The sequence below is a fragment of the Collimonas humicola genome (genome assembly GCF_018304945.1).
In the GTDB taxonomy this organism is placed as follows: domain Bacteria; phylum Pseudomonadota; class Gammaproteobacteria; order Burkholderiales; family Burkholderiaceae_D; genus Collimonas; species Collimonas humicola.
Map to the genome: position 1 here is coordinate 512738 of NZ_JAGQEE010000002.1, position 22151 is coordinate 534888.

Genomic DNA, 22151 nt, shown 5'->3' on the forward strand with positions numbered 1-22151 from the left:
GGGTAAGTTTGGCCTGGTGCGGAAACTGTGGTTTTTTTGCTGATTTGGTTAAATCAGGCTGCTTGTTGATTTATTAACCAATAATCGGAAAAAATCCGCAAAGCGGCGCAGATTTCCGCCCCGGACCGGTCCGTAGAGGGGCGATTTAAGTTACATTTACAGACTGCTTACCAAGCATTTAAACCGTACGCATTTAGGCATACTTAGGCATACAGCAAGCAGCAATATTTGATTTTTAAATAACAAGGATATAGCTATGCAATTGGTCAAAACCAACCGAGATACCCTTCTCCGGCCACTGCAGATCGTGAGCGGTATTGTCGAGCGTCGGCACACATTGCCGATTCTGGCCAATATCCTCATTCGCAAAGACGGCGAAAAGGTCTCTTTCCTGTCGACCGACATCGAAGTGCAAATCACCACCAACGCCAAGGTCGGCAGCGGCAGCGAAGTTGCGGCAACCACGGTGGCCGCGCGCAAGCTGCTGGACATCCTGCGCGCCCTGCCGGACACCGGCGAAGTCTCGCTGACCCTGAGCAACAAGCGCATGACTGTGCAGTCCGGCAAGTCGCGCTTTGCGCTGCAAACCCTGGCCGCCGAAGAGTTCCCTACAGTCGCCCAGGCAGACCACTACAACGCCACCGTCACCCTGCCGCAAAAGACGCTCAAGCACCTGTTCAACATGGTGCACTTCTCGATGGCGCAACAGGATATCCGTTACTACCTGAACGGCCTGCTGCTGGTCCTCGACGGCAAGAACGTCATCGCGGTCGCGACCGACGGCCACCGCCTGGCGTTTTGCCAGGTCGCCACCGAGCAAGAGTTCGCGCGCCAGGAAGTCATCATCCCGCGCAAGACCATCATCGAACTGCAGCGCCTGCTGGAAGAAACCGACGAACCGGTCCAGCTTGAAATCGCCAACAACCAGGTCAAGCTGTCGTTCGCCGATATCGAACTGATCTCCAAGCTGGTCGAAGGCAAGTTCCCCGACTACACCCGCGTGGTGCCGAAGGGCTACAAGAACGACTTCACCATCAGCCGCGACCAGCTGCTGCGCTCGCTGCAGCGCGCCGCCATCATGACCAGCGACAAGTTCAAGGGCGTGCGCTGGGTAGTCACGCCAGGCAGCCTGAAAATTAGCTCCACCAATGCCGACCAGGAAGAAGCGATCGAAGAACTGGAAATCGACTACGGCGGCGATAGCGTCGACATCGGTTTCAACGTTACCTACCTGCTCGACGTCCTCAACAACCTGAAGGGCGACAACGTCAACATCGCCCTCGGCGACGCCAATTCCTCTGCACTGATCACCGTGCCGGAAAACGCCGATTTCAAGTACGTAGTAATGCCAATGCGTATTTAAGCCAGCACACCGCCGGTTGCGTCGTCCAGGCGACCCCAGCTGCGCGCCCCGGTCATCCCCGCGCACGCGGGGATCCATTTTATGGACCAGGCAACCGGAAAAAGCCGTAGGGTGGGCAAGCTTCTTTGCCCGTGCGCACCCACCCTGCTTGCTTGCAAAAGTAGCATCAGCCCCAATATGTGTAGTTCCGAAGTAAGCTTTTCAGAAGGTAGCCATGTCATCAGCCCCTCAAGACAACACCAATCAGCCGCAACCCAATGCATACGGAGCGTCCTCGATCCAAATTCTCGAAGGCCTGGAAGCGGTACGCAAACGCCCCGGGATGTACATCGGCGACACCTCTGACGGCACCGGCCTGCATCACCTGGTGTTCGAAGTGCTGGACAACTCCATCGATGAATCGCTGGCCGGCCACTGCACCGAAATCCACGTCACCATCCATTCCGACAACTCGATCTCGATCACCGACAACGGCCGCGGCGTGCCGACCGGCATCAAGTTCGACGACAAGCACGAACCCAAGCGCAGCGCAGCCGAAATCGTCATGACCGAGCTGCACGCCGGCGGCAAGTTCGACCAGAACTCCTATAAAGTATCCGGCGGCCTGCACGGCGTCGGCGTCTCTTGCGTTAACGGCCTGTCCAAGCTGCTCAAGCTGACCATCCGCCGCGACGGCAAAGTGCATTACATGGAATTCGTCCGCGGCGTACCGCAAAACCGCGAAACCGAAATGCAGGACGGCGTGCTGGTCTCCCCGATCAAAGTCACCGGCGACACCGACAAGCGCGGCACCGAAGTCCACTTCTGGGCCGACGAAGAGATTTTCACGCACGTCGAATTCCACTACGAAATCCTGGCCAAGCGCATCCGCGAACTGTCCTTCCTCAACAACGGCGTGCACATCAAGCTGACCGACCAGCGCACCGGCAAGGAAGAAAGTTTTGCCTTCGAAGGCGGCACCCGCGGCTTCGTCGAATACATCAACAAAGCCAAGAGCGTTTTGCACCCGACGATTTTCCAGGCCACCGGCGAAAAAGACGGCGTCAGCGTCGACGTCTCCATGCAATGGAACGACGCCTACAACGAACAAGTACTCTGCTTCACCAACAACATCCCGCAACGCGACGGCGGCACCCACCTCACCGGCCTGCGCGCCGCCATGACCCGGGTGCTCAACAAGTACATCGAAGAACATGATTTCGCCAAGAAAGCCAAGGTAGAAACCAGCGGCGACGACATGCGCGAAGGCCTGACCTGCGTGCTGTCCGTGAAAGTGCCAGAGCCGAAATTCAGCTCGCAAACCAAAGACAAGCTGGTCTCCAGCGAAGTGCGCCTGCCGGTCGAAGAAATCGTCGCCAAGACACTCAACGACTACCTGCAAGAACGCCCGAACGACGCCAAGATCATCTGCGGCAAGATCGTCGAAGCCGCCCGCGCCCGCGACGCCGCCCGCAAGGCGCGCGAACTGACGCGCCGCAAAGGCGTGATGGACGGCCTCGGCCTCTCATCCAAGCTGGCCGACTGCCAGGAAAAAGACCCCGCCCTGTGCGAACTCTACATCGTCGAGGGTGACTCCGCGGGCGGTTCCGCCAAGCAGGGCCGCGACCGTAAATTCCAGGCCATCCTGCCGTTGCGCGGTAAAGTGCTCAACGTCGAAAAAGCCCGCTTCGAAAAGATGCTGTCGTCGGAACAGATCACCACCCTGATCGCCACCCTCGGCACCAGCATCGGCGCCGACGAGTTCAACGCCGACAAGCTGCGCTACCACCGCATCATCATCATGACCGATGCGGACGTCGACGGCGCCCACATCCGCACCCTGCTGCTGACCCTGTTCTACCGCCAGATGCCGCAACTGGTAGAGCGCGGTCACATCTACATCGCCCAGCCGCCGCTGTACAAGGTCAAGCACGGCAAGGACGAACGCTACCTCAAGGACGACGCCGAAGAAGTCTCCTACATGATGCAGGTCGCCCTCAACGACGCCGCCCTGGTGCCAAGCGAAGGCGCGCTGCCGATCAGTGGCCCGGCCTTGGCCGAACTGGTGCGCCAGTACAACATGGCCAACTCCATCATCACGCGCCTGACGCGCGCGATCGACGGCGCCGCCCTCACCTCCATCATGACCGGCGTCACCCTCAAGCTGGACACCCTGGCCGACGCCGAAGCCTCGGCCCAGGCCCTGCAAGCATCGATCAACGAGCCATCGGTCCAGGTCGTCGTCAAATCCGACGAACTCTCCGACAAGCACGCCCTGCGCATCCAGCGCCGCTACCACGGCAACATCAAGGTCAGCGCCATCGACAGCGACTTCGTCGCCAGCCCGGATTACACAGTGCTGGTCAACGCCGCAGAAACCTTCAAAGGCCTGATCGGCCCAGGCGCCCTGATCCGCCGCGGCGCCGGCGAAAAAGTCAAAGAATCAGCCATCATCGACTTCCACCAAGCCATGGCCTGGCTGCGCGACGAAGCCGAACGCGGCGTCAGCAAGCAGCGCTATAAAGGTCTGGGCGAGATGAATCCTTCGCAGTTGTGGGAAACCACGATGGATCCGACTGTACGCCGGCTGTTGAAGGTGCAGATTGAGGATGCTATTGCCGCAGATCAGATCTTTATGACACTGATGGGGGATGATGTTGAGCCGCGTAGGGCGTTTATTGAGTTGAATGCGCTGCAGGCTGGGAATATTGACGTCTGATTTGCGATGTTGTTCTCTCTCGCCTCGACCAATTGAATCAATGACCTAGGCCAATCTTCGGATTGGCCTTTTTCATTTTTGGAATTTGACCTTAAATTTTTTTTCGGGATGCATTGGCAATTTTTTTGCGCATATTCGCTTCCGCGCCGGGCGTATCGACATAAACGGGCTAATCGTTATTTCAATTCTTTATGTTCTATGTTGCCCATAGGGTAATATATTCCTCACCATAAAATGACAGTGATACGGGGTTTGCCAGTCGTATTCAGCATGTACCGCCGCAAACCCACTACTGCCCTGCTTTATCCACCCTATTTGTCTCAAACAATAATCCATGACTCAAACCACCAACAACCTGGCCTCAGATTCTTGGGCAATCGCTGATCTTCTGCGTGGTGACTTCAAGCAAAGCCAATATGGCCGCATTATTCTGCCGTTTTGCCTATTACGCCGTCTGGAATGTGTGCTTGAACCCACTAAAGAGGCGGTACTCGCCGAGCAACAAAAAATACAGGCGATGAATCTGCCGGAAGAAGCGCAAGAGAAAATGATCTTGCGTGCTGCGGGTGGTCTGTCGTTTTTCAATACGTCAAAGATGGATTTGTCGAAGTTGGGCGAAGCTGGCATCAAGGCCAATCTGGAAAGTTATATCCAAAGCTTTTCCAAAGACGCCCGTCAGATATTTGAATACTTTAACTTCGCCGAATTCATCGGCCAGTTGAACGACGCCAATTTGCTCTATAAGGTTGTGCAAAAAGTGCGCACCATTGATCTCAGCCCCAAGGCAGTATCGAATCACGATATGGGTTTGGTGTTTGAAGAGCTCATCCGCCGCTTTGCTGAAGGCTCGAACGAGACTGCCGGCGAACACTTCACCCCGCGCGACATTGTGCGCCTGACCACCTCACTGGTGTTCATGGAAGATGATGAAGCGCTGACCAAGCTCGGTATTATTCGCACCATTTACGACCCTACGGCCGGGACTGGTGGCTTCTTGTCATCAGGCATGGAATACGTCCATGAGCTCAACCCCGAAGCTGTCATGCGCGCCTATGGGCAAGAACTGAATCCAGAAAGCTATGCCATTTGTAAAGCCGACATGCTCATCAAAGGGCAGGATGTCAGTAATATCAAACTCGGCAATACTCTCTCGAATGATCAGTTGTATGCCGACAAGTTTGATTACATGCTGTCGAATCCGCCATTTGGCGTCGATTGGAAAAAGATCGAGCAAGAGATCAATGATGAACATAGTCAAAAAGGTTTTGACGGCCGCTTTGGCGCAGGTTTGCCACGGGTTTCGGACGGCTCGCTGCTGTTTCTGCTGCATCTGATCAGCAAGTTGCGTGATTCAGCTGATGGCGGAGCGCGTATCGGCATTATTCTCAATGGCTCGCCCTTGTTTACTGGCGGCGCCGGTTCGGGCGAGTCAGAAATCCGCCGCTATATTCTGGAAGCCGATTTACTCGAAGCCATTGTCGCGCTGCCTACCGACATGTTCTACAACACGGGCATCTCCACCTATGTCTGGGTGCTATCGAATAAAAAAGCCAAGGCACGCAAAGGGCTGGTGCAATTGATCAATGGCGTGAACCTGTGTGGCAAAATGCGCAAATCGCTGGGCAGCAAGCGCAATGTCATGGATGACAGCGACATCGCCACCATCACCAAATGCTTCGGCGATTTTGAAGTGGTCGATGCGCGTGAGCTGGATAAACCTGCCGAACAAAAGAGCAGTCGGGGCCGCCAATCTGCCAATCCCAAAACTGAAGCAGCCAAAACCTTTGCTGCCAAAATCTTTAAGACCCACGAGTTTGGCTATCGGCGTATCACCATAGAACGCCCGCTGCGTATGTCTTACCAATTCAGCGATGAACGCATAGCCAGTTTACGTTTTGAGTCGGGTGCGCTCAATGCGGTGATGCAATGGACGTATGCAGAATACGGCGCGGCATGGATAGATGCAGAACTCTCTGCAAACTATGGCGACCTCAGCAGCCACCAGGACGCCATACGCCGTTACATCAAACTGCACTTTGCCGATCTCAAAGAGAAGCAAATCAAAGACCTTCTGGATCGCCATACATGGTGCGATCAATTAGTCATCATGCTCAAAACACACAGATTGCAAGTGACCATTGGCAGCGCCCAGTTTGATGACATGAATGCCTTTGACGATGTACTCGCCAAGGCTGCGAAAAAACAAGGTATCGGCCTGGATGCCAAAGAGAAAAAAGCCATCGAAGCGGCCGTCAGCTGGAAGAACCCCGACGCGCAAAAAGTCATCAAGAAAATCCACAAAAGCAAAACCGACCCGATTTACGGTTTGTTTGCCGGCGAAGGCGATAACGTTGGTAAAACTGTCGAATACAAGGCCGACGGCGATCTACGTGATGCAGAAAACGTCGCGCTCGATCCGAGTAAAAATGTCAACGAGATCAATGAGGCCTATTTCAAAAAAGAAGTGCAACCGCATGTGCAAGACGCCTGGATAGACGCCAGCAAGAAGGACAGCAAAGACCAGCAAATCGGTATCGTCGGTTACGAGATTCCGTTCAATCGCCATTTTTACCAATACCAGCCACCGCGAGATCTGGCTGAAATTGATGCCGATCTCGATGCGGTCAGTGCCGAGATCATGAAGTTGCTGCAAGAGGTGCATTCATGACGAAAGTAAGCAAGGTCCAGGAAAGTGCGGAACATCTAGAGTTTGCTGAAGTTGTGCAACTCATTGATGCGGCACGCCAGCATGCGTATCAGGCCGTCAATACCGCGCTCATTGAACTATATTGGCAAATAGGCGCGTATATCAGTCGTAAATTGCAAGCCGCAGAATGGGGTGATGGTGTTGTTGATGCGCTGGCCAATCATCTTGCCGCCACGCAACCAAATTTAACGGGATTCACCCGTCGCAATCTATTCCGTATGCGCCAGTTTTATGACGCCTATCAACACGATCAAATTGTGTCAGCGCTGCTGACACAATTGCCTTGGACGCACAATCTCACCATCCTCAGCCGTAGCAAACATCCTGAGGAGCGCGAGTTTTATATCAAGATGGCAATTAAGGAGAAGTGGTCTAGTCGTGAACTCGAACGCCAGTTTAAGGCTGCATTGTTTGAACGGATGGTACTTAATCCGGCAAAAGTGTCAGCAGTGCTGACACAAACGCATCCTGAAGCACTGAGCGTATTTAAAGACAGTTATGTTGTCGATTTTTTAAACTTGCAAGAACATCATAGCGAAGCCGATTTGCATCACAGTCTGTTGGCCAAGTTGAAGCATTTTTTGTTAGAACTCGGTCGTGACTTTTGTTTTGTCGGCAGTGAATTCCCCATTCAGGTCGGCACACAAGATTTTGCGCTAGATCTGTTGTTCTTTCATCGTGGCTTAAATGCCTTGGTAGCGATTGAGCTGAAAGTAGATCGGTTCGAGCCGGAGCATTTAGGCAAACTCAATTTTTACCTGGAAGCGCTGGATCGTGATCACCGCAAACCGCATGAAAATCCCACCATCGGCGTGCTGCTGTGCGCCAGCAAAGATGATGAAGTGGTTGAGTATGCACTAAGCCGCAGCCTGTCACCGGCCATGATCGCCGAATACCAAACCCAATTGCCAGATAAAAAACTGCTGCAAGCGAAACTGCATGAATTTTATCTGTTGAATATTGCGCAGGGGGACGGGTTATGAGTCGGTATAAGGCTTATGAGAAATATAAAAAGACCCCGACAGATTGGTTGGGTGACGCACCTGAACATTGGAAAACAGTTCCAGTCGGGAGGTTATTTAAACGAATAAAGAGAACAAACCATATTGATAAAGAAATGCTCTCTGTTTATAGAGATTATGGCGTTATTCCAACGTCAAGTCGTGATGATAATAACAATAAGCCGTCAGAGGATCTAACACCGTATCAATTGGTTGAACGTAATGATCTGGTGATGAATAAAATGAAGACGTGGCAAGGATCAATAGCAATATCAGAATTTGAAGGAATTGTTAGCCCTGCATATTTCGTATACAAACCAACGCCACAGCTTTTCGAGTTTGCGTATCCGAAATACATTCACTATTTACTACGGCATCCAATATACATTGCTCAATATCTTCGACAATCAAAAGGTATTCGGGTCAATCAATGGGACTTAGATCCTGAAGAGTTCCAGCGGATCGAATTACTATTGCCGGAAAAAGGCGAACAAATAAAAATATTTCAATTTCTCGATCACGAAACCGCCAAGATCGATGCCCTGATAGCGAAGCAGCAAGGGCTGATCAAACTGCTCAAAGAAAAGCAGCAGGCAGTGATTAGTCATGCCGTTACCAAAGGCCTCAATCCCAACGCCCCCATGCGGGACTCAGGTGTGGAGTGGTTAGGTGAAGTACCGGCGCATTGGGACGTTCTAGCTATAAAGCATATGGTAGCCATTCCTGTGACAGACGGTCCACACGAAACGCCGAATTTTTTGGATAGTGGTGTGCCGTTTATTTCGGCTGAAGCTGTGTCGTCTGGTCGAATTGATTTCGAAAAGATCAGGGCACATATATCTCAAAAAGATAACGAAAGATATTCACAAAAATATTCACCAAAAAAATTTGACATTTATATGGTGAAATCTGGTGCCACAACGGGTGTAACCGCAATTAATGAAACTGATGCTCAATTCAATATTTGGTCGCCATTAGCTGTAATTCGATGCGACAAAACATCTGATCCATATTTTATTCTGAATTTTTTGAAATCCGTAAATTTTAAGGAGGCCGTTGAACTCAATTGGAGTTTCGGAACTCAGCAAAATATAGGTATGGGTGTGATAGAGAATCTTCATGTGACGAGACCTCCGATTAGCGAGGCGAAGTTAATTGCTAAAATATTGCTAGAAAAGTGTGCTGGCTTTGATAAAGCAATTGATTGTGCAAATAGGCAGATTGAATTCTCTAAAGAACGCCGCACAGCTTTAATCTCCGCCGCAGTCACTGGAAAAATCGATGTACGTGACTGGCAGCCAGTGCCGGTTTCTGAATTAGAGGACGTAGCAGCAGAACCTGCATGCGCTTGATGCGATTGCCCGGATAAACCAAGAAAAACAAAGTCTATGAGTAAAGCAAACGAACTCACCTTTCAAAACGACATGGTTCGGCAGCTGCTGGCCAATGGCTGGCTGCTCGGCAAGGCCGAACACTACAACCGTGAACTGGCCTTGTATCCGGAAGATGCGCTTGGCTTTGTCAAAGACACGCAAGACGAGCAATGGCAAAAGTTTTGTGCGCTTTACCCCAATAACCCCGAACAAAAATTTCTGGAACGGTTGGCTACGCAACTGAATAAAGCCGACCCGAATGCAGCGAATAAAGAAATGCGTACCTTCGGCACGCTGGGCGTATTGCGCCACGAGCTGCGGGATCGCGGTACGCGCTTCTCCATGTGTCAGTTTGCACCGGAGCATGACTTGAACCCGGACACCTTAGCACGCTATCAGCAAAACCGCCTGCGGGTGGTGCCTGAGCTGGTGTATAGCCCGCGGGCGACACCAGCGCAATTGGCTGAGACGGGTACCAAAGCGAAGGCATGGCGGATTGATCTGGTGTTGTTTGTGAATGGCATTCCGGTCGCTACGCTGGAGCTGAAGTCAGAGTTCAAGCAGGCAGTACATAGTGCAATGAAGCAGTATCGCACTACACGCTTGCCGATCGACCCCATCGCCAAAAAGCCAGAACCATTACTTAGCTTTAAGCGCGGTGCATTGGTACATTTTGCCGTGAGCCAGTACGAGGTGTACATGGCGACGCGCCTGGAGGGTGATGACACTTATTTCTTACCGTTTAATAAGGGTACGGCTGAGGGCGGCGCAGGCAATGATGTGCCGGAAGTACTGACGCAATACGCGACGGATTATCTGTGGAATGAAGTCTTATTGCCGAAAAACCTGCTGATGATTCTGGCGCGTTATGTGCATTTGCAGATAGAAGAAAAAGAAGACTGGGAAGGCCGAAAATATAAGAAAGAAAGCCTGATCTTCCCGCGTTATCACCAGTGGGATGTGGTGAACAAGCTGCTGGCGGCGACGCGTGCCGAAGGGCCGGGGCAGAAGTATCTGATACAGCACAGCGCCGGCTCGGGCAAATCGAATTCCATCGCCTGGGCCGCACATCAACTTTCGTCCTTGTATGACGGCAACGGCAATAAGCAGTTTCATTCCGTGATTGTGGTCACAGACCGCACCGTGCTGGATGAGCAGTTGCAGGACACCATCGCCCAGTTTGAGCATACCGACGGTGTGGTTGGGCGGATTAATAATCAGGAAGGTGATGGTTCTAAATCAGAAAAACTCGCCAAGGCTTTAGAAAACTCGCAGCCGATTATTATCGTCACGATACAAACCTTTCCATTTGTGCTGAAGGCGATAGAAAACAGCGTCAGCCTGAAAGAACGTAACTACGTTGTAATTGCCGACGAGGCGCATTCTTCACAAACCGGCTCTACAGCAAGACAGCTTAAAGAAGTGCTGATGGTGGAAGCCACTGGCGATGATGAAGCCGAATTGACCACCGACGATATTCTGGATGCCGCAGTAGCTTCGCGTCGCGCCTCGAAAAATCTGAGTTATCTAGCCTTCACCGCCACGCCGAAAACCAAGACTTTAGAGCTATTCGGCCGCTTGCCGCGCCCGGAGGAAGCACCGTCCAAGACCAATAAGCCCGCAGCCTTCCATGTGTACAGCATGCGCCAGGCGATTGAGGAAGGTTTTATTCTGGATGTGCTGAAGAACTACACCAATTACAAAGTCGCCTATAACCTGGCGATGAAGATGAAGGATGCCGATCAAGAGGTCGAGAGCAAGCGCGCCAAGGTCAAGCTGAACCAATGGGTACGCCTGCACGACTACAACGTCAGCCAAAAGGTACAAGTTATCGTCGAGCATTTTAAAACCCATGTGATGGGTTTGCTCAATGGCCAAGCCAAGGCGATGGTGGTGACCAGCTCACGCAAAGAGGCCGTGCGTTATAAGCTGGCTTTCGACAACTACATCACAACGCAGGGCTATCAAAAGATCCATGCGATGGTGGCGTTCTCGGGCGAAGTGGAATTTAGCGACAAAGATCCAAATTCAGAAGCGGTACTAGGTAATAAATACACTGAAATGAATATGAACCCGCGGTTAAAAGGGCGCGACATGCGCAAAGCCTTTGACACCGATGATTATCAAGTAATGATCGTGGCGAATAAATTTCAGACCGGCTTTGATCAACCCAAACTATGCGCCATGTATGTCGATAAAAAGCTAGCTGGGGTGGAGTGTGTGCAGACCTTATCACGCCTGAATCGTATTTACCCAAGCAAGAAGGAAACCGGCACTTTCATACTGGATTTCTTTAACGCGCCAGAAGATATCCTCACCGCCTTCCAACCTTACTTCCAGACAGCAGAGCTGGCCGATGTGTCTGATCCAGATTTGATTTTTGATCTGAACGACAAGCTGCGTGCTTCCGGCATCTTTACTTGGACAGAGGTAGAGCAGTTTTGCGACGCCTTCTTCGTCAAGAGCAAGAGCAATGCGGCGATCGCGAATATCTGCAAACCCGCCGTCGAACGCTGGCAGAAGCGTTATAAATCAGCAGTAGAGGCCTACAAACACGCCCGCGATATGTTTGAGCGCACCAAGAAAACCGCCGATGCAGTGTTGATTGCCAACGCTGAGAGCAGTTTGAAAGAATGCAAGAAAGAAAAGGACGCGCTGGAAATTTTCAAAAAAGATCTAGCTACCTTCGTGCGCTTTTATGAATTCATGTCGCAGATTGTCGATTACGACGACAAAGACCTGGAAAAATTAAGCCTCTACGCTCGCAATCTACGCCCCATGCTGCGCGAAACCATCATGGATGAAGATGAGATCGATCTCAGCAGTATCGTGTTGAGCCACTACCGCGTATCGAAAATTCGCCAGCAACATTTAATCATGCAAGAGTCGGATGAGTACAAGCTGGAACCAGGCGATGCAGTAGGTACGGCCAAGGCCAAAGACAAGCAAGTCGAATTTTTATCGCAGATCGTGCACCGCCTCAACGAACTATTCATCACCGATCAACTGACAGAAGCGGATATGGTGAATTACGCCACTACTATCAGCGACAAGGTGCGTGAGAACGAACTGGTGATGCGTCAGCTACTTTCCAACAGTCCGGAGCAGGCGATGCTGGGTGATTTCCCTAAGGCAGTGGACGATGCTGTGATGGACAGCAGCGCCGCACATCAGAATCAGATGATGCAGCTCTTGTCTGATCCTAGTAAGGCGAAGATGTTTTCTAAGGTTATTTTTGATATTTTGACTCGGAGATCGGAGAATTAATTTTGAGTGCTGAAAAAAAACGTAAATTATTGTGCCTATGAGCGACATCAAGCTCTTTCGTCTGCAAAATGGTAAAGCCAAAGAGTTCCAAGGAGATGCTTCTGGTCTTGAAAAGCCATTGCAAATCCTGATAGAGAACAATCTGGAACCTTTGCTCGGTATTCGCTTCCTGGCAACTGAATATTCGACCGGTAAAACCCACGCTGGGCGCATCGATACGCTTGGTCTAGATGAGAACCACTGTCCGGTGATTCTTGAATACAAAAGGTCAAGTTCAGAGAATGTGATTAACCAGGGGTTGTTCTACCTGGACTGGCTGATGGATCACCAAGCTGAGTTTAAATTACTTGTCATGGATAAGCTCGGGAAGCCAGCTGCGGATCTTATTGATTGGAGTGCCCCACGCCTGATTTGCGTTGCTTCAGATTTCACAAAATATGACGGGCATGCGGTACAGCAGATCAATCGTCAGATCGAGTTGGTGCGTTATCGCTTGTTCGGCTCTGAGTTATTGTTGCTTGAATCGGCCAATACACCAATCTCAACGCGTACAACGACTGGCTCGGATCGACCCCCAGTTACAACAGCGATAAGAGCGCGTAGCTCCGATAAGCATGTGGCTGAATCTTTGCAGGAGCTTTCTCGCGAAATGGCCGAGCTCTTGGCTTCGATGGAGGACTATGTTCTCTCGCTTGGTGATGACGTACAACGCAAAGAGCTTAAGCTTTACCTTGCATTCACTCGTTTGAAAAACTTTGCGACGATAGTCATCCAAAAAAATCGCTTCTTACTCTTTCTACATCTGGATCCTGATCAGCTAGGTGTCTTGCCCGAAAACGCCCGGAATGTACGTGAGACCGGGCACTGGGGTACAGGAGATATCGAGTTGAGTATTGCTAATTCTCGCGAGTTCGATTTGGCAAAGTCATTGATTCAAATGGCCTACGAAGGGCGGTCGTCATAGTGATACTGTTGATTTTCGAAACGAGAAATAACAGCAATGGCTAGTGGAGATTGTGCGGACACTGTCTGCACAATCGCAGGTGGCTATAGGTATAAATCGAACCGGGACCAAATTCAAGGTCGTTGTCTACTTCCACTGCGGCGGACTTGACCTGTATCCAGTTTCAATGCCCCACAGAAAACCCTGATGAATCATAAAGATTGCAACGTCTGCATAGCTTTCCGCATTTTTTCAACAAACAAAGTCTGCTCCCCATGCGTCATGATTAATTCATGCGTCGCCCGAGTCATCGCAACATAGACTAAGCGCGCCTCGTCATGAAGATCCTCATCCGCAATGGCCTCTGCGCCGAGAGCGGGAATGCAGACCATCGGAAATTCGAGCCCTTTGCTGCTGTGCATAGTGACGATCTTGACGCTGTTGTCCGCGGGATTGTAAGAATGCTTTTTATCCATTTGCGATTCAAATGGAATGCTTCTTCGTTTCAGGCTATCTGCAAGTGTGCTGCCGGTCGCATAGTGCCTGCAGATGATCGCAATATCATTCCAGGCAGTGCCTGTCTTGTTAGCTTCAAGTAGCCTCTCGGCGAGATAGTCTGCTTCGTCTTTCAAAGTCGGGAATTTGACCAGCAGCGGTTTGGGTCCCCTGCGCCCAGTGCTCATGGGAAGAAGAGTTGGCGCCTGATCGTCTTCAGCATCGTTTTGCGATAGCAGATCGTCGGCAAATGCACGTGCCACCGATAAAATCTCAGCGGTGTTTCGATAATTCAGTTTAAGAATGGTGGTGCGCCCCTGCGCTTGCACACCAACGCTGGAGAATGAAAACCGCAGCTTCCTCTTGCCCCCATAAATCGACTGCGCATCATCGTAAAGCACCAACAATGAGTTGGAATCCGGATGAATCATCTGCACCACCAGCTTGAACCACTCAGGTTTGAAATCGTGCCCTTCATCGATCAACACAGCGTCATATTGCGCAGACGGGATGAGTTTGTTGTCGACGGACTGAATGACCTTCTCAACGCAAGCCTCGAAGAAACTGTTCTTGTTGAAATTCTGAGGCGGCATTCCGACGTTGTAGGTTTTTATTTGGCGAGCACACCAGGCGTGAAAATTGACGACATGCACTTTGTCTTGCAGCCCTTTAGCTTCAATCATGCTGCCAAGTTTTGTCGCCAGAGTCTTGTTGTAGCAAAGCACCAGAATCGGACGTTGGCATAGCTTGGCAAGATGTTCCGCGCGATAGCCCAATATCAGTGTCTTCCCTGATCCGGCGACGCCATGAATGACGCGATGACCTTCGCCTAGGCTGCGGGCCAACTGCTCCTGTTGGAGATCCATGACTTGCAACAAGTCCGGAATTTCAGTCATCTTTTGTCCGGCATCCTCAAACATGTCTTGCTGCGCCGGGATGCGGATTTCTGGAAACATGTGCCAGCGAATGCGGTCAAGCTGCGGCACGGACAAAAGCCGGGTGAATTTGAGCGGGAACATATCCCACAGGCGTTTTTGAAACGATTCGGCGTCGACGTTTTCCAGCATCTCGTCCTGGCAAATGACCAGATGCGGCGGAATCACTTCGCCGATGTCGGTGCCGTCGAATTGTCTGCGGCTGATGTTGGTCAGCACTACGCCATGGCCGTAGGGGAAGGCTGGCTTGCCCTTTTGCGATCCGCTTGGAAATATGAGTTGCGGATCGCGCTCAAGCCGATTGGTGACGGCGAACATGTAATCGCGCGCCTGCTTTAACGGATTCAATACATGCTTGGTGCCCTGGTCGGTGAGGATGCAGGTGGTTTGTTTGTCGATGCTTTGAATGGTGTCGAGTTTCCAGTCTTTGACTTCGAGCACCAGCAAGCCGCGGCTGGGGTGGACGATGACAAAATCCGGGTGTTTGGTCTTCTCGCCGATGGAGACGTCATACCAGCACAGATAATCGGCCTCCAGCTTTTCCTCCAGCCGACGCGCAAAGCGCCTTTCGCCTGAAGTCATTCTGGAAGAACAGGAGCCTATTGCGGGGATAAGTGTCGCCATATAAACGTTTCCTTTTGGTAACGTCTATATTACTCGTGTTATTGCAGTATTGACACGTCGGGTCGATATTATTTAGACAAGGAGGATTTATCCACCTTATTTAGTCGTTTGTTAGTGCAGGGATTGCAATTTTCTGCCCATTTCGTGAGCCGCAACGCGTTGTCAGCATTCTTGGATTGGCAAAACGCGACTCGTTATATCGCGGCAACAGGCTCCACGATTCCATCAACCTCCCGCGCATAACGCGTCGGCGCCAATCCCACATGCCGGGTAAACGCAACGCTGAACGCGCTCGCAGAACCATACCCAACCCGCTCAGCCACCTCAGCAACGCCGCCCTCTTTCCGCCGCAGCAGATCCTTGGCCATCGCCATGCGCCAGGCCAGCAGATAGGCCATCGGCGCGATACCTACCGCGCGGCTGAAGCGCTCGAAGAACGCCGAGCGCGACAGCGCCGCCTCTTTCGCCAGCTGCGCCACCGTCCAGGGCCGGGTCATGCTTTCGTGCATGCGCCGTATCGCCACCGCGAGGCGCTCGTCGGCCAGCCCGCGCAACAGGCTGGGCGAGGCTCCCGTCCCCGCCGCGGAGCGCAGGGCTTCGATGAGCAGCACCTCCAGCAGGCGCGCCAGGATGACTTCTCGCCCGGGCCGCTGCGCGCGGGATTCGTCTCCTACCAGCTGCACCAATGTGGTTAGTCTGTTGCTAAGTTTATCTTCGCCGCGCACGTGCAACAGCTGCGGCAGCAGCGACACCAGCAAGGCCGCGTCCGGCGAGCCGAAGACGCAGTAGCCGATCAGCATCTGCGCATCTGGTGGTCCGCTCTGCGCGCCAAGCCTGAATTCGCCGTGGGGTAGCATGATGGGTGCGCTATCGCAGTCCTCCGCTACCGGCGTGAGGCTGGACATGGTGAAGCCATACGCCGCGGGGATCAGGACAAAGTCGCCCTGCTGCAGGTGGATCGGCTCTTGGCCGTCGGTCGCCAGGCGGCAGCCGCCGCCGAGGATGACGCCGTAGAACGGTTGCCCGGCTTCCGAGCGGCGCACCCGCCAGGGGCCGGCGGCGCTGACGTATTTCGAGAACCGGGCTTGCGGTTGCAGCAGCGTGACAACTTCTGCGAGGGGATCGACCATGACTGGACTCCTGCTAATGAAACCTGGACTCCTGATTGTAGTACGTCCGGATACGCTGGGCTACAGTCTCAATACACCAAACCACCTACAGGAGTCCCCATGAAAACCGTCCTCATCACCGGCTGCTCATCCGGTTTCGGCCTTGCAACCGCTCAATACTTCCTGGCCCGCGACTGGCAAGTCATCGCCACCATGCGCACCCCACGCGAGGACCTGCTGCTGTGCTCCGAGCGTTTGCGCGTGCTCGCCCTTGATGTCACCGATGCCGACAGCATCCGCCGGGCCGTGGCGGACGCCGGACCTATCGATGTCCTGGTCAACAACGCCGGCATCGGCATGCTGGGCGCTCTCGAAGGCACCACGATGGAAACCGCCCGCGACGTCTTCGAGACCAACACCCTCGGTACGATGGCGATGATCCAGGCGGTGCTGCCGCAGTTCCGGCAACGCCAGGCTGGCGTCATCGTCAACGTCACATCGACCGTGACACTAAGGCCGCTGCCCCTGCTCTCCGTGTACACCGCGAGCAAGGTGGCCATCAACGCCTTCACCGAGTCGCTGGCGCTGGAACTGCAGCAATTCAATGTGCGGGTAAACCTGGTGCTGCCGGGACGGGCGCCAGAGACACGCTTCGGTGAAAACGCCCAGCCCCGGATACAGAACGGCATCCCCGAGGCGTATGCTGATTTGGCAAAGAGCGTGTTTGCGGGATGGGGGCAATCGTCTGCAGTTACGCGGGCGCAGGATGTGGCGGAAGCGGTGTGGCAGGCGGCGAATGACCCGTCGAGCCCTGTCCGCATTGCTGCCGGCGCCGACGCCGTGGCGCTGGCCGAATCATGTTGAACTCAACGTCCGCGCCTTAACCGGGACGCGGCGGACGATGACTCGCCGCGAACGCCCTCAGCGGCGACAGGTTCTTACACCTCTTAATTTAAAACAGGTGGTCAAATCTTTATTCTCAAGTAAATGAGAAGCTGGGGGGGGGGGGCAACCGGTGTGGAGAAATAGATGGCAACAGACGACACATGTTGCCAAAAAAACATCGGCGCCACATCGAGTTTACCGGTGCAACAGACTGGCGCCGGCGGATGGCAGGCGTCGCTTAGTGGCCGCTTGTCGAACAATTGATCCGGGCGGCGTAATATGAAGCTTCCAGTAGGACGAAGCGTGGCGGAGATGAAATCGATACTTTGGAACGTGATAGCAGTCGCCTTGATCGTTGCTGCGACAGCGGGTTCTTACGTTCAATATCAATGCGGGGCAATCCACAACGATATCCCGTCTGAGCATTGGAGCAGGCCGGATTGACAACGAATCGCAGGTCGGCGTTGTCGTTGGATGCAAGCCGGGCGTGGTTGAGGAAGATGGCGTCGGCGTCGCCCATGAAACCGGGAGCGCATATGTTTGAAGCGAGGCGTTTCAAGAATCGCACGGAAGCCGGGGCGCGCTTGGCGCGGCAACTGGGTGCTTATTCCGGACGTGCGGATGCGATTGTGCTGGCGCTGCCGCGCGGCGGCGTTCCTGTCGGTTTTGCGATTGCCAAGGCATTGGGAATCCCGCTCGATGTCCTGCTCGTACGCAAGCTCGGCGTCCCCGGAAACGAAGAGTGTGCGATGGGGGCTGTTGCCAGCGGCGGCCTGTGCGTAATGCAGCCCGACATACTGAAGCATTTTGATATCTCGATGGAGGTAGTCGAAGCAACGGTGCAGCGCAAACTCCAGGAATTGGCTGAGCGCGAAAAGCTGTATCGGGCCAGCCGTCCCGCACCGCAATTGGCGGGCCGGGTCGCCATCATCGTTGACGATGGCCTGGCGACCGGCTCGACCATGCTTGCCGCCCTCCATGCCGCGCGCCAGGCCAAAGCGGCGCGCCTTGTCGTTGCGGTTCCCGTCGCCGCGTCGGAAGGAGTGCGGCAGATTGAATCGCAGGCCGACGAAGCCGTTTTTCTGATGACTCCCGAGCCCTTTTATGCGGTCGGCGTATGGTATGACGACTTCCGTCAAACCGGTGATGATGAAGTAGTAGGGCTGCTCGACAAAGCTGCAAAGCTGCAGGCGCAACGCAAGCTGCGGGACCATGCCCGGCATCTGTAGACCGCCGAACGCATACGCCGGTGCAAACCTGAAATCGTAAATTGCTGCGCCAGGCGATCCCGCTCACGATCAGCGCCACCGGCGCCACGATCGCCTCAGTCTCCCAAGTCCACCGTAGCCGCCAAGTCCACCGCCTCCGGCGCCTCATACAGCGCAATCACCCAGGCCCGCGCCGGATCGCCGGCAACCTGGTTGAGCATTTTCACGACAAAATTGATAGACGCCTTGTCCAGCCCGGCAAACGCATCATCCAGCAGATTGACCGCGGCGCCGGCGGCGAACGCCGCCGCCAGCCATATCTTGCGCTTGCTGCCGGTAGACAGCATGTAAAGCTTCTTGTCCAGGTGCGGCGTCAGCGACAGCCCTTCCGTCAGCGCCGGCAGCCGCGCATCGTCAAACACGGGATACGCGGCATGCAAGGACGCAAAATACTCGCGCGCCGTCATCTGGTCGAACGCTTCCGAACGCGGATCCACCCAGAATACCTGCCGCCGATAGGCATCCGGCTGTTCATCCAGGCGCACGCCGCCGATTTCCAGGCGGCCGCCCTGCGCCGCCAGATCGCCAGCCAGCAAACGCAGCAAACTACTCTTGCCCCGCCCATCGCCGCCGCGCACCAGCGTGACGCCGGCAGGGATGGCGGCTGACCAGTTGCTGAACAGCTCCTGGCCGGGGTAGTGGAAAGTCAGGTTGGCGGCTTGCAGGATGGCTGGTTGATCTTGATTCATGGCGTGGGTTTACTGATTTACGGGGTCGTTATCTGCTAGCCGACAGACGCGTGTGCATTGCCGATCAGCTTGCAGCCACACTCCGTCACGCAGTCCTGGACAGCGACAGGAACGCCGCCGACCGTAAAGGTAGGATGCGCGGTGATGATTTTATTGACGCCATGCGGCCGTCCGTCCGGATAATGCTGCGGGCAGTTAACTTCATCGCCAAGGCGTGCGATGGGTTTGCCGCCGATGTCGTGTGTAGGCGAGCCACTGATGACTTTACCGCCGTGGTCGGTATCGTCGCCGACTGTAATAATTGTGAGGGGCATGGTTATAAGGCCGGTTTAGCGGCGTTGAGTAAATCAATCTTGTTGCCGTTCCAGTGAGGCAGTTTAGCAGGTGGGAGCGGCAAGACTTTATCCAGGTTCGGGAAGCGCAGATCTGGGTTGTGTTGCAAGGCATCGGTAAATACTTCATAGCCATCTGCGGGCGCATTGTCTATGCCATTAGGAGCGAGGCCGTCAACCTCTCGAAATTCGCTACGCAAATAGTTTGCATCTAACCCATTTCCTATAGTTAAGGAGACATCAATAAGTCGGCGGTGCTGTTGAAGCCGGCTCTATGGCATCTTCAAATCCGTTCCAGCTTGGTAGTTTTGCGGGAGGAAGTGGTAGTACTTGATCTAGACGTGTCAGCTTGAGATCCGGATTGATCGCTAATGCATCGGCAATTGCTTCATAACGCTGAAATCGCTCGGTATCTGCCGCAATGCCCAGATCTCTAAGGATTGTTTTCGCTTCCATATTGGAAGTCACCCAATAGCCCTCTTCAAATAGCTGGGAAAGAGCATCAGCACAATCTTTATTTCCAAATTTCACTCCGTCTTGAAAATATTTTATAGCTTCCTTGAAGTCTTTTTTCGAGGCTCGTCTATCCACGCCAAGTGCCAGAGCTGCCGCTCCGCTTCCTTGTTTGTAGGCGCATTGCTCCATCATTTCTTGTGAGTCAAACCGCTTTGCATTGCCATAAGCATCAGCTAATGCCATTTGTGCTTCTGGGCTGCCAAGTTCAGCCGCCTTGAGGTAATACGCCCAAGCGATATCTACATCGTAAGGAACACCGCCATCCCCATGTTCATAAGCGACACCCATATCGTAAAAGGCCCAAGGCTGACCGGCTTCAACACCTCGCCGAGTTAACTCTATTGCTTTAACCGGATCGGGGTCCAGTACGTGGTTGGACGGCAAGACACCTAATCCCTCACGATAGAAAGACGCTAGCAGGGCAACGGCACCCCAGTCACCCTTCTGGGACGCCTGAGTCACATCGGTCAGAATTCGCAGTGCTTCGTCGTGGCTCAGTTTCCCCCCAATCTTGCTGCGCCAAACCTTACGTGCCTCGATATAAAGACGATATGTTTCGGGATCACGGGTGGTTTGCATATGTTCTTTCCAGCGCCCGCAGGCCGGTGGTGGAGCATTAACGTCAAAACGAGTAAATCCAGGAGGTATGACGTGCAAGGCTTTATAACGTAAATGATGAACGGCGAAGAAAGCGCCAGCTGCGATTGCAGCCAGCAAGACGAAAATAGCTCCCCAGTGGCGACTTGTATAGCGCATGGTCAGATGACGGACGCACTGTGTAGGCGATTCACATTAAAGGGCTGCAATTGGCTTTGAATGGGCTCAGAGTTTTCGTATGATTTACATTGCTTCTCCATACCCCCAAACAGCGCGAGGCCGATTTTTTTCGTACATCGACGATATGCATCTGTGGCAGATGGATGGGTATTCATGCTGTCACATTGAAATCAATAAGTAGGCGACGTTGTAGACGTTGGCTCAACCGCATCTTCAATACCGTTCCAGCTTGGCAGCTTGACTGGAGGTAATGGCAGCACCTGGTCAAGGCGGATCAGTTTGAGGTCAGGGTTAATTTTTAATGCCTCCGCAATGGCTTTGTAACGCAGGGATCGCTCAGGGTCCGCAGTAATCCCCAAGGCTTTAAGAGCCTCTTTTTCATCTTTGTCGGAAGTAGACCAATTGCCGTCATCAAACAATAGGTAAAGGGAGGACGCGCTGGCATAGCCACCAAATTTCACTCCATCTTGATATAGCTGTATAGCCTCCTGATATAGTCGGCTCCCCCGTGCTTTGACAGCAAGAGCATCAGCCGCTGCCCCATATCCTTGCTTATAAGCGCATTGCAACATTATTTTTTCGGCATCAAAACGCTTGACGTTGCTATAGGCATCAGCAAGAGCCATCTGTGCTTCTGGGCTGCCGAGTTCCGCTGCCTTCAGATAATAGGCCCAAGCGATATCCACATCGTAAGGAACGCCGCCATCACCATGTTCATACGCAACACCCATATCGTAGAAGGCCCAAGGCTGGCCAGCTTCAACACCTAAGCGGGTTAGCCCCACCGCTTTGACAGGATCGGGGTCTAGAACATGATTGGACGGCAGGACACCGAGTCCCTCACGATAGAAAGACGCTAATAGGGCACGAGCACCCCAGTCGCCTTTCTGCGACGCCTGAGTCACATCGTTCAGAATTCGCAGCGCTTCCTCGTGGGTCAGTTTCCATCCAATCTTGCTGCGCCAAATCTTTCGTGCTTCGATATAAGAGCGATAAATCTCGGGATCGCGTGTAGCAGGCATGTGGTCCTTCCAGCGTCCACAAGCAGGAGGAGGTGCGCTGACATCAAATCGGGTGAGTCCAGGAGGTATGGCGTGCATGGCTTTATAACGTATATGGTGAACGGCGAAGAAAACACCAGCTGCGACTGCAGCTAGCAAGACGAAAAT

General features: G+C 53.2%; 16 protein-coding genes. 9 read left to right on the forward strand and 7 right to left on the reverse strand.

What is annotated here, in order from left to right:
- The first annotated feature begins 256 nt into the window (after positions 1 to 256).
- From dnaN to KHU30_RS11095, 7 genes are all read left to right on the forward strand, one after another.
- Complete coding sequence (gene dnaN / locus KHU30_RS11065) at positions 257 to 1363, forward strand: DNA polymerase III subunit beta (RefSeq protein ID WP_038483788.1); 1107 nt, start codon at positions 257 to 259, stop codon at positions 1361 to 1363.
- A gap of 214 nt (positions 1364 to 1577) precedes the next feature.
- Positions 1578 to 4061 carry a DNA topoisomerase (ATP-hydrolyzing) subunit B gene (gene gyrB, locus KHU30_RS11070; RefSeq protein ID WP_211442688.1) on the forward strand — a complete coding sequence of 828 codons (2484 nt, stop codon included), beginning with the start codon at positions 1578 to 1580 and terminating at the stop codon, positions 4059 to 4061.
- Between the two features lie 334 nt (positions 4062 to 4395).
- On the forward strand, positions 4396 to 6729 hold the full coding sequence (locus KHU30_RS11075; RefSeq protein ID WP_211442689.1) for a type I restriction-modification system subunit M: 2334 nt from the start codon (positions 4396 to 4398) through the stop codon (positions 6727 to 6729).
- Positions 6726 to 7751 carry a PDDEXK nuclease domain-containing protein gene (locus KHU30_RS11080; protein ID WP_211442690.1) on the forward strand — a complete coding sequence of 342 codons (1026 nt, stop codon included), beginning with the start codon at positions 6726 to 6728 and terminating at the stop codon, positions 7749 to 7751. Before KHU30_RS11075 ends, KHU30_RS11080 begins: the two co-directional genes overlap by 4 nt.
- The gene (locus tag KHU30_RS11085; protein WP_211442691.1) at positions 7748 to 9121 is read left to right on the forward strand and encodes a restriction endonuclease subunit S; all 1374 of its coding nucleotides are present in this window, start codon (positions 7748 to 7750) and stop codon (positions 9119 to 9121) included. Before KHU30_RS11080 ends, KHU30_RS11085 begins: the two co-directional genes overlap by 4 nt.
- A 36-nt stretch (positions 9122 to 9157) precedes the next feature.
- The gene (locus KHU30_RS11090; RefSeq protein ID WP_211442692.1) at positions 9158 to 12409 is read left to right on the forward strand and encodes a type I restriction endonuclease subunit R; all 3252 of its coding nucleotides are present in this window, start codon (positions 9158 to 9160) and stop codon (positions 12407 to 12409) included.
- Between the two features lie 37 nt (positions 12410 to 12446).
- Positions 12447 to 13373 (forward strand): DUF5655 domain-containing protein, encoded by a 927-nt coding sequence (locus tag KHU30_RS11095; RefSeq protein ID WP_211442693.1) that lies wholly within the window; start codon positions 12447 to 12449, stop codon positions 13371 to 13373.
- Positions 13374 to 13564: 191 nt separating this feature from the next.
- On the opposite strand, the gene KHU30_RS11100 is transcribed toward KHU30_RS11095, so the two are convergent.
- Both KHU30_RS11100 and KHU30_RS11105 read right to left on the reverse strand, forming a co-directional pair.
- On the reverse strand, positions 13565 to 15406 hold the full coding sequence (locus KHU30_RS11100; protein WP_211442694.1) for a 3'-5' exonuclease: 1842 nt from the start codon (positions 15404 to 15406) through the stop codon (positions 13565 to 13567).
- 194 nt (positions 15407 to 15600) lie between these two features.
- Positions 15601 to 16536 carry an AraC family transcriptional regulator gene (locus KHU30_RS11105; RefSeq protein ID WP_211442695.1) on the reverse strand — a complete coding sequence of 312 codons (936 nt, stop codon included), beginning with the start codon at positions 16534 to 16536 and terminating at the stop codon, positions 15601 to 15603.
- 99 nt (positions 16537 to 16635) lie between these two features.
- Here KHU30_RS11105 and KHU30_RS11110 point away from each other — a divergent pair, with 99 nt between their 5' ends.
- Complete coding sequence (locus KHU30_RS11110) at positions 16636 to 17379, forward strand: SDR family oxidoreductase (RefSeq protein WP_211442696.1); 744 nt, start codon at positions 16636 to 16638, stop codon at positions 17377 to 17379.
- 539 nt (positions 17380 to 17918) lie between these two features.
- The gene (locus KHU30_RS11115; protein ID WP_230427318.1) at positions 17919 to 18629 is read left to right on the forward strand and encodes a phosphoribosyltransferase; all 711 of its coding nucleotides are present in this window, start codon (positions 17919 to 17921) and stop codon (positions 18627 to 18629) included.
- Between the two features lie 95 nt (positions 18630 to 18724).
- Here KHU30_RS11115 and KHU30_RS11120 read toward each other — a convergent pair whose 3' ends face one another.
- The 5 genes from KHU30_RS11120 to KHU30_RS11140 form a co-directional block, all read right to left on the reverse strand.
- A complete protein-coding gene (locus tag KHU30_RS11120; RefSeq protein ID WP_211442697.1) occupies positions 18725 to 19357 on the reverse strand; it encodes an ABC transporter ATP-binding protein in 633 nt (210 codons plus the stop codon).
- Positions 19358 to 19392: 35 nt separating this feature from the next.
- Positions 19393 to 19671, reverse strand: a complete 279-nt coding sequence (locus KHU30_RS11125; protein WP_211442698.1) for a PAAR domain-containing protein — start codon at positions 19669 to 19671, stop codon at positions 19393 to 19395.
- 2 nt (positions 19672 to 19673) lie between these two features.
- Entirely contained in the window at positions 19674 to 19889 is a 216-nt protein-coding gene (locus tag KHU30_RS11130) for a DUF6396 domain-containing protein (RefSeq protein WP_211442818.1), read from the reverse strand.
- A gap of 40 nt (positions 19890 to 19929) precedes the next feature.
- Entirely contained in the window at positions 19930 to 20961 is a 1032-nt protein-coding gene (locus tag KHU30_RS11135; RefSeq protein ID WP_211442699.1) for an SEL1-like repeat protein, read from the reverse strand.
- Between the two features lie 191 nt (positions 20962 to 21152).
- Complete coding sequence (locus KHU30_RS11140; RefSeq protein WP_230427319.1) at positions 21153 to 22004, reverse strand: SEL1-like repeat protein; 852 nt, start codon at positions 22002 to 22004, stop codon at positions 21153 to 21155.
- Positions 22005 to 22151: the final 147 nt, after the last annotated feature.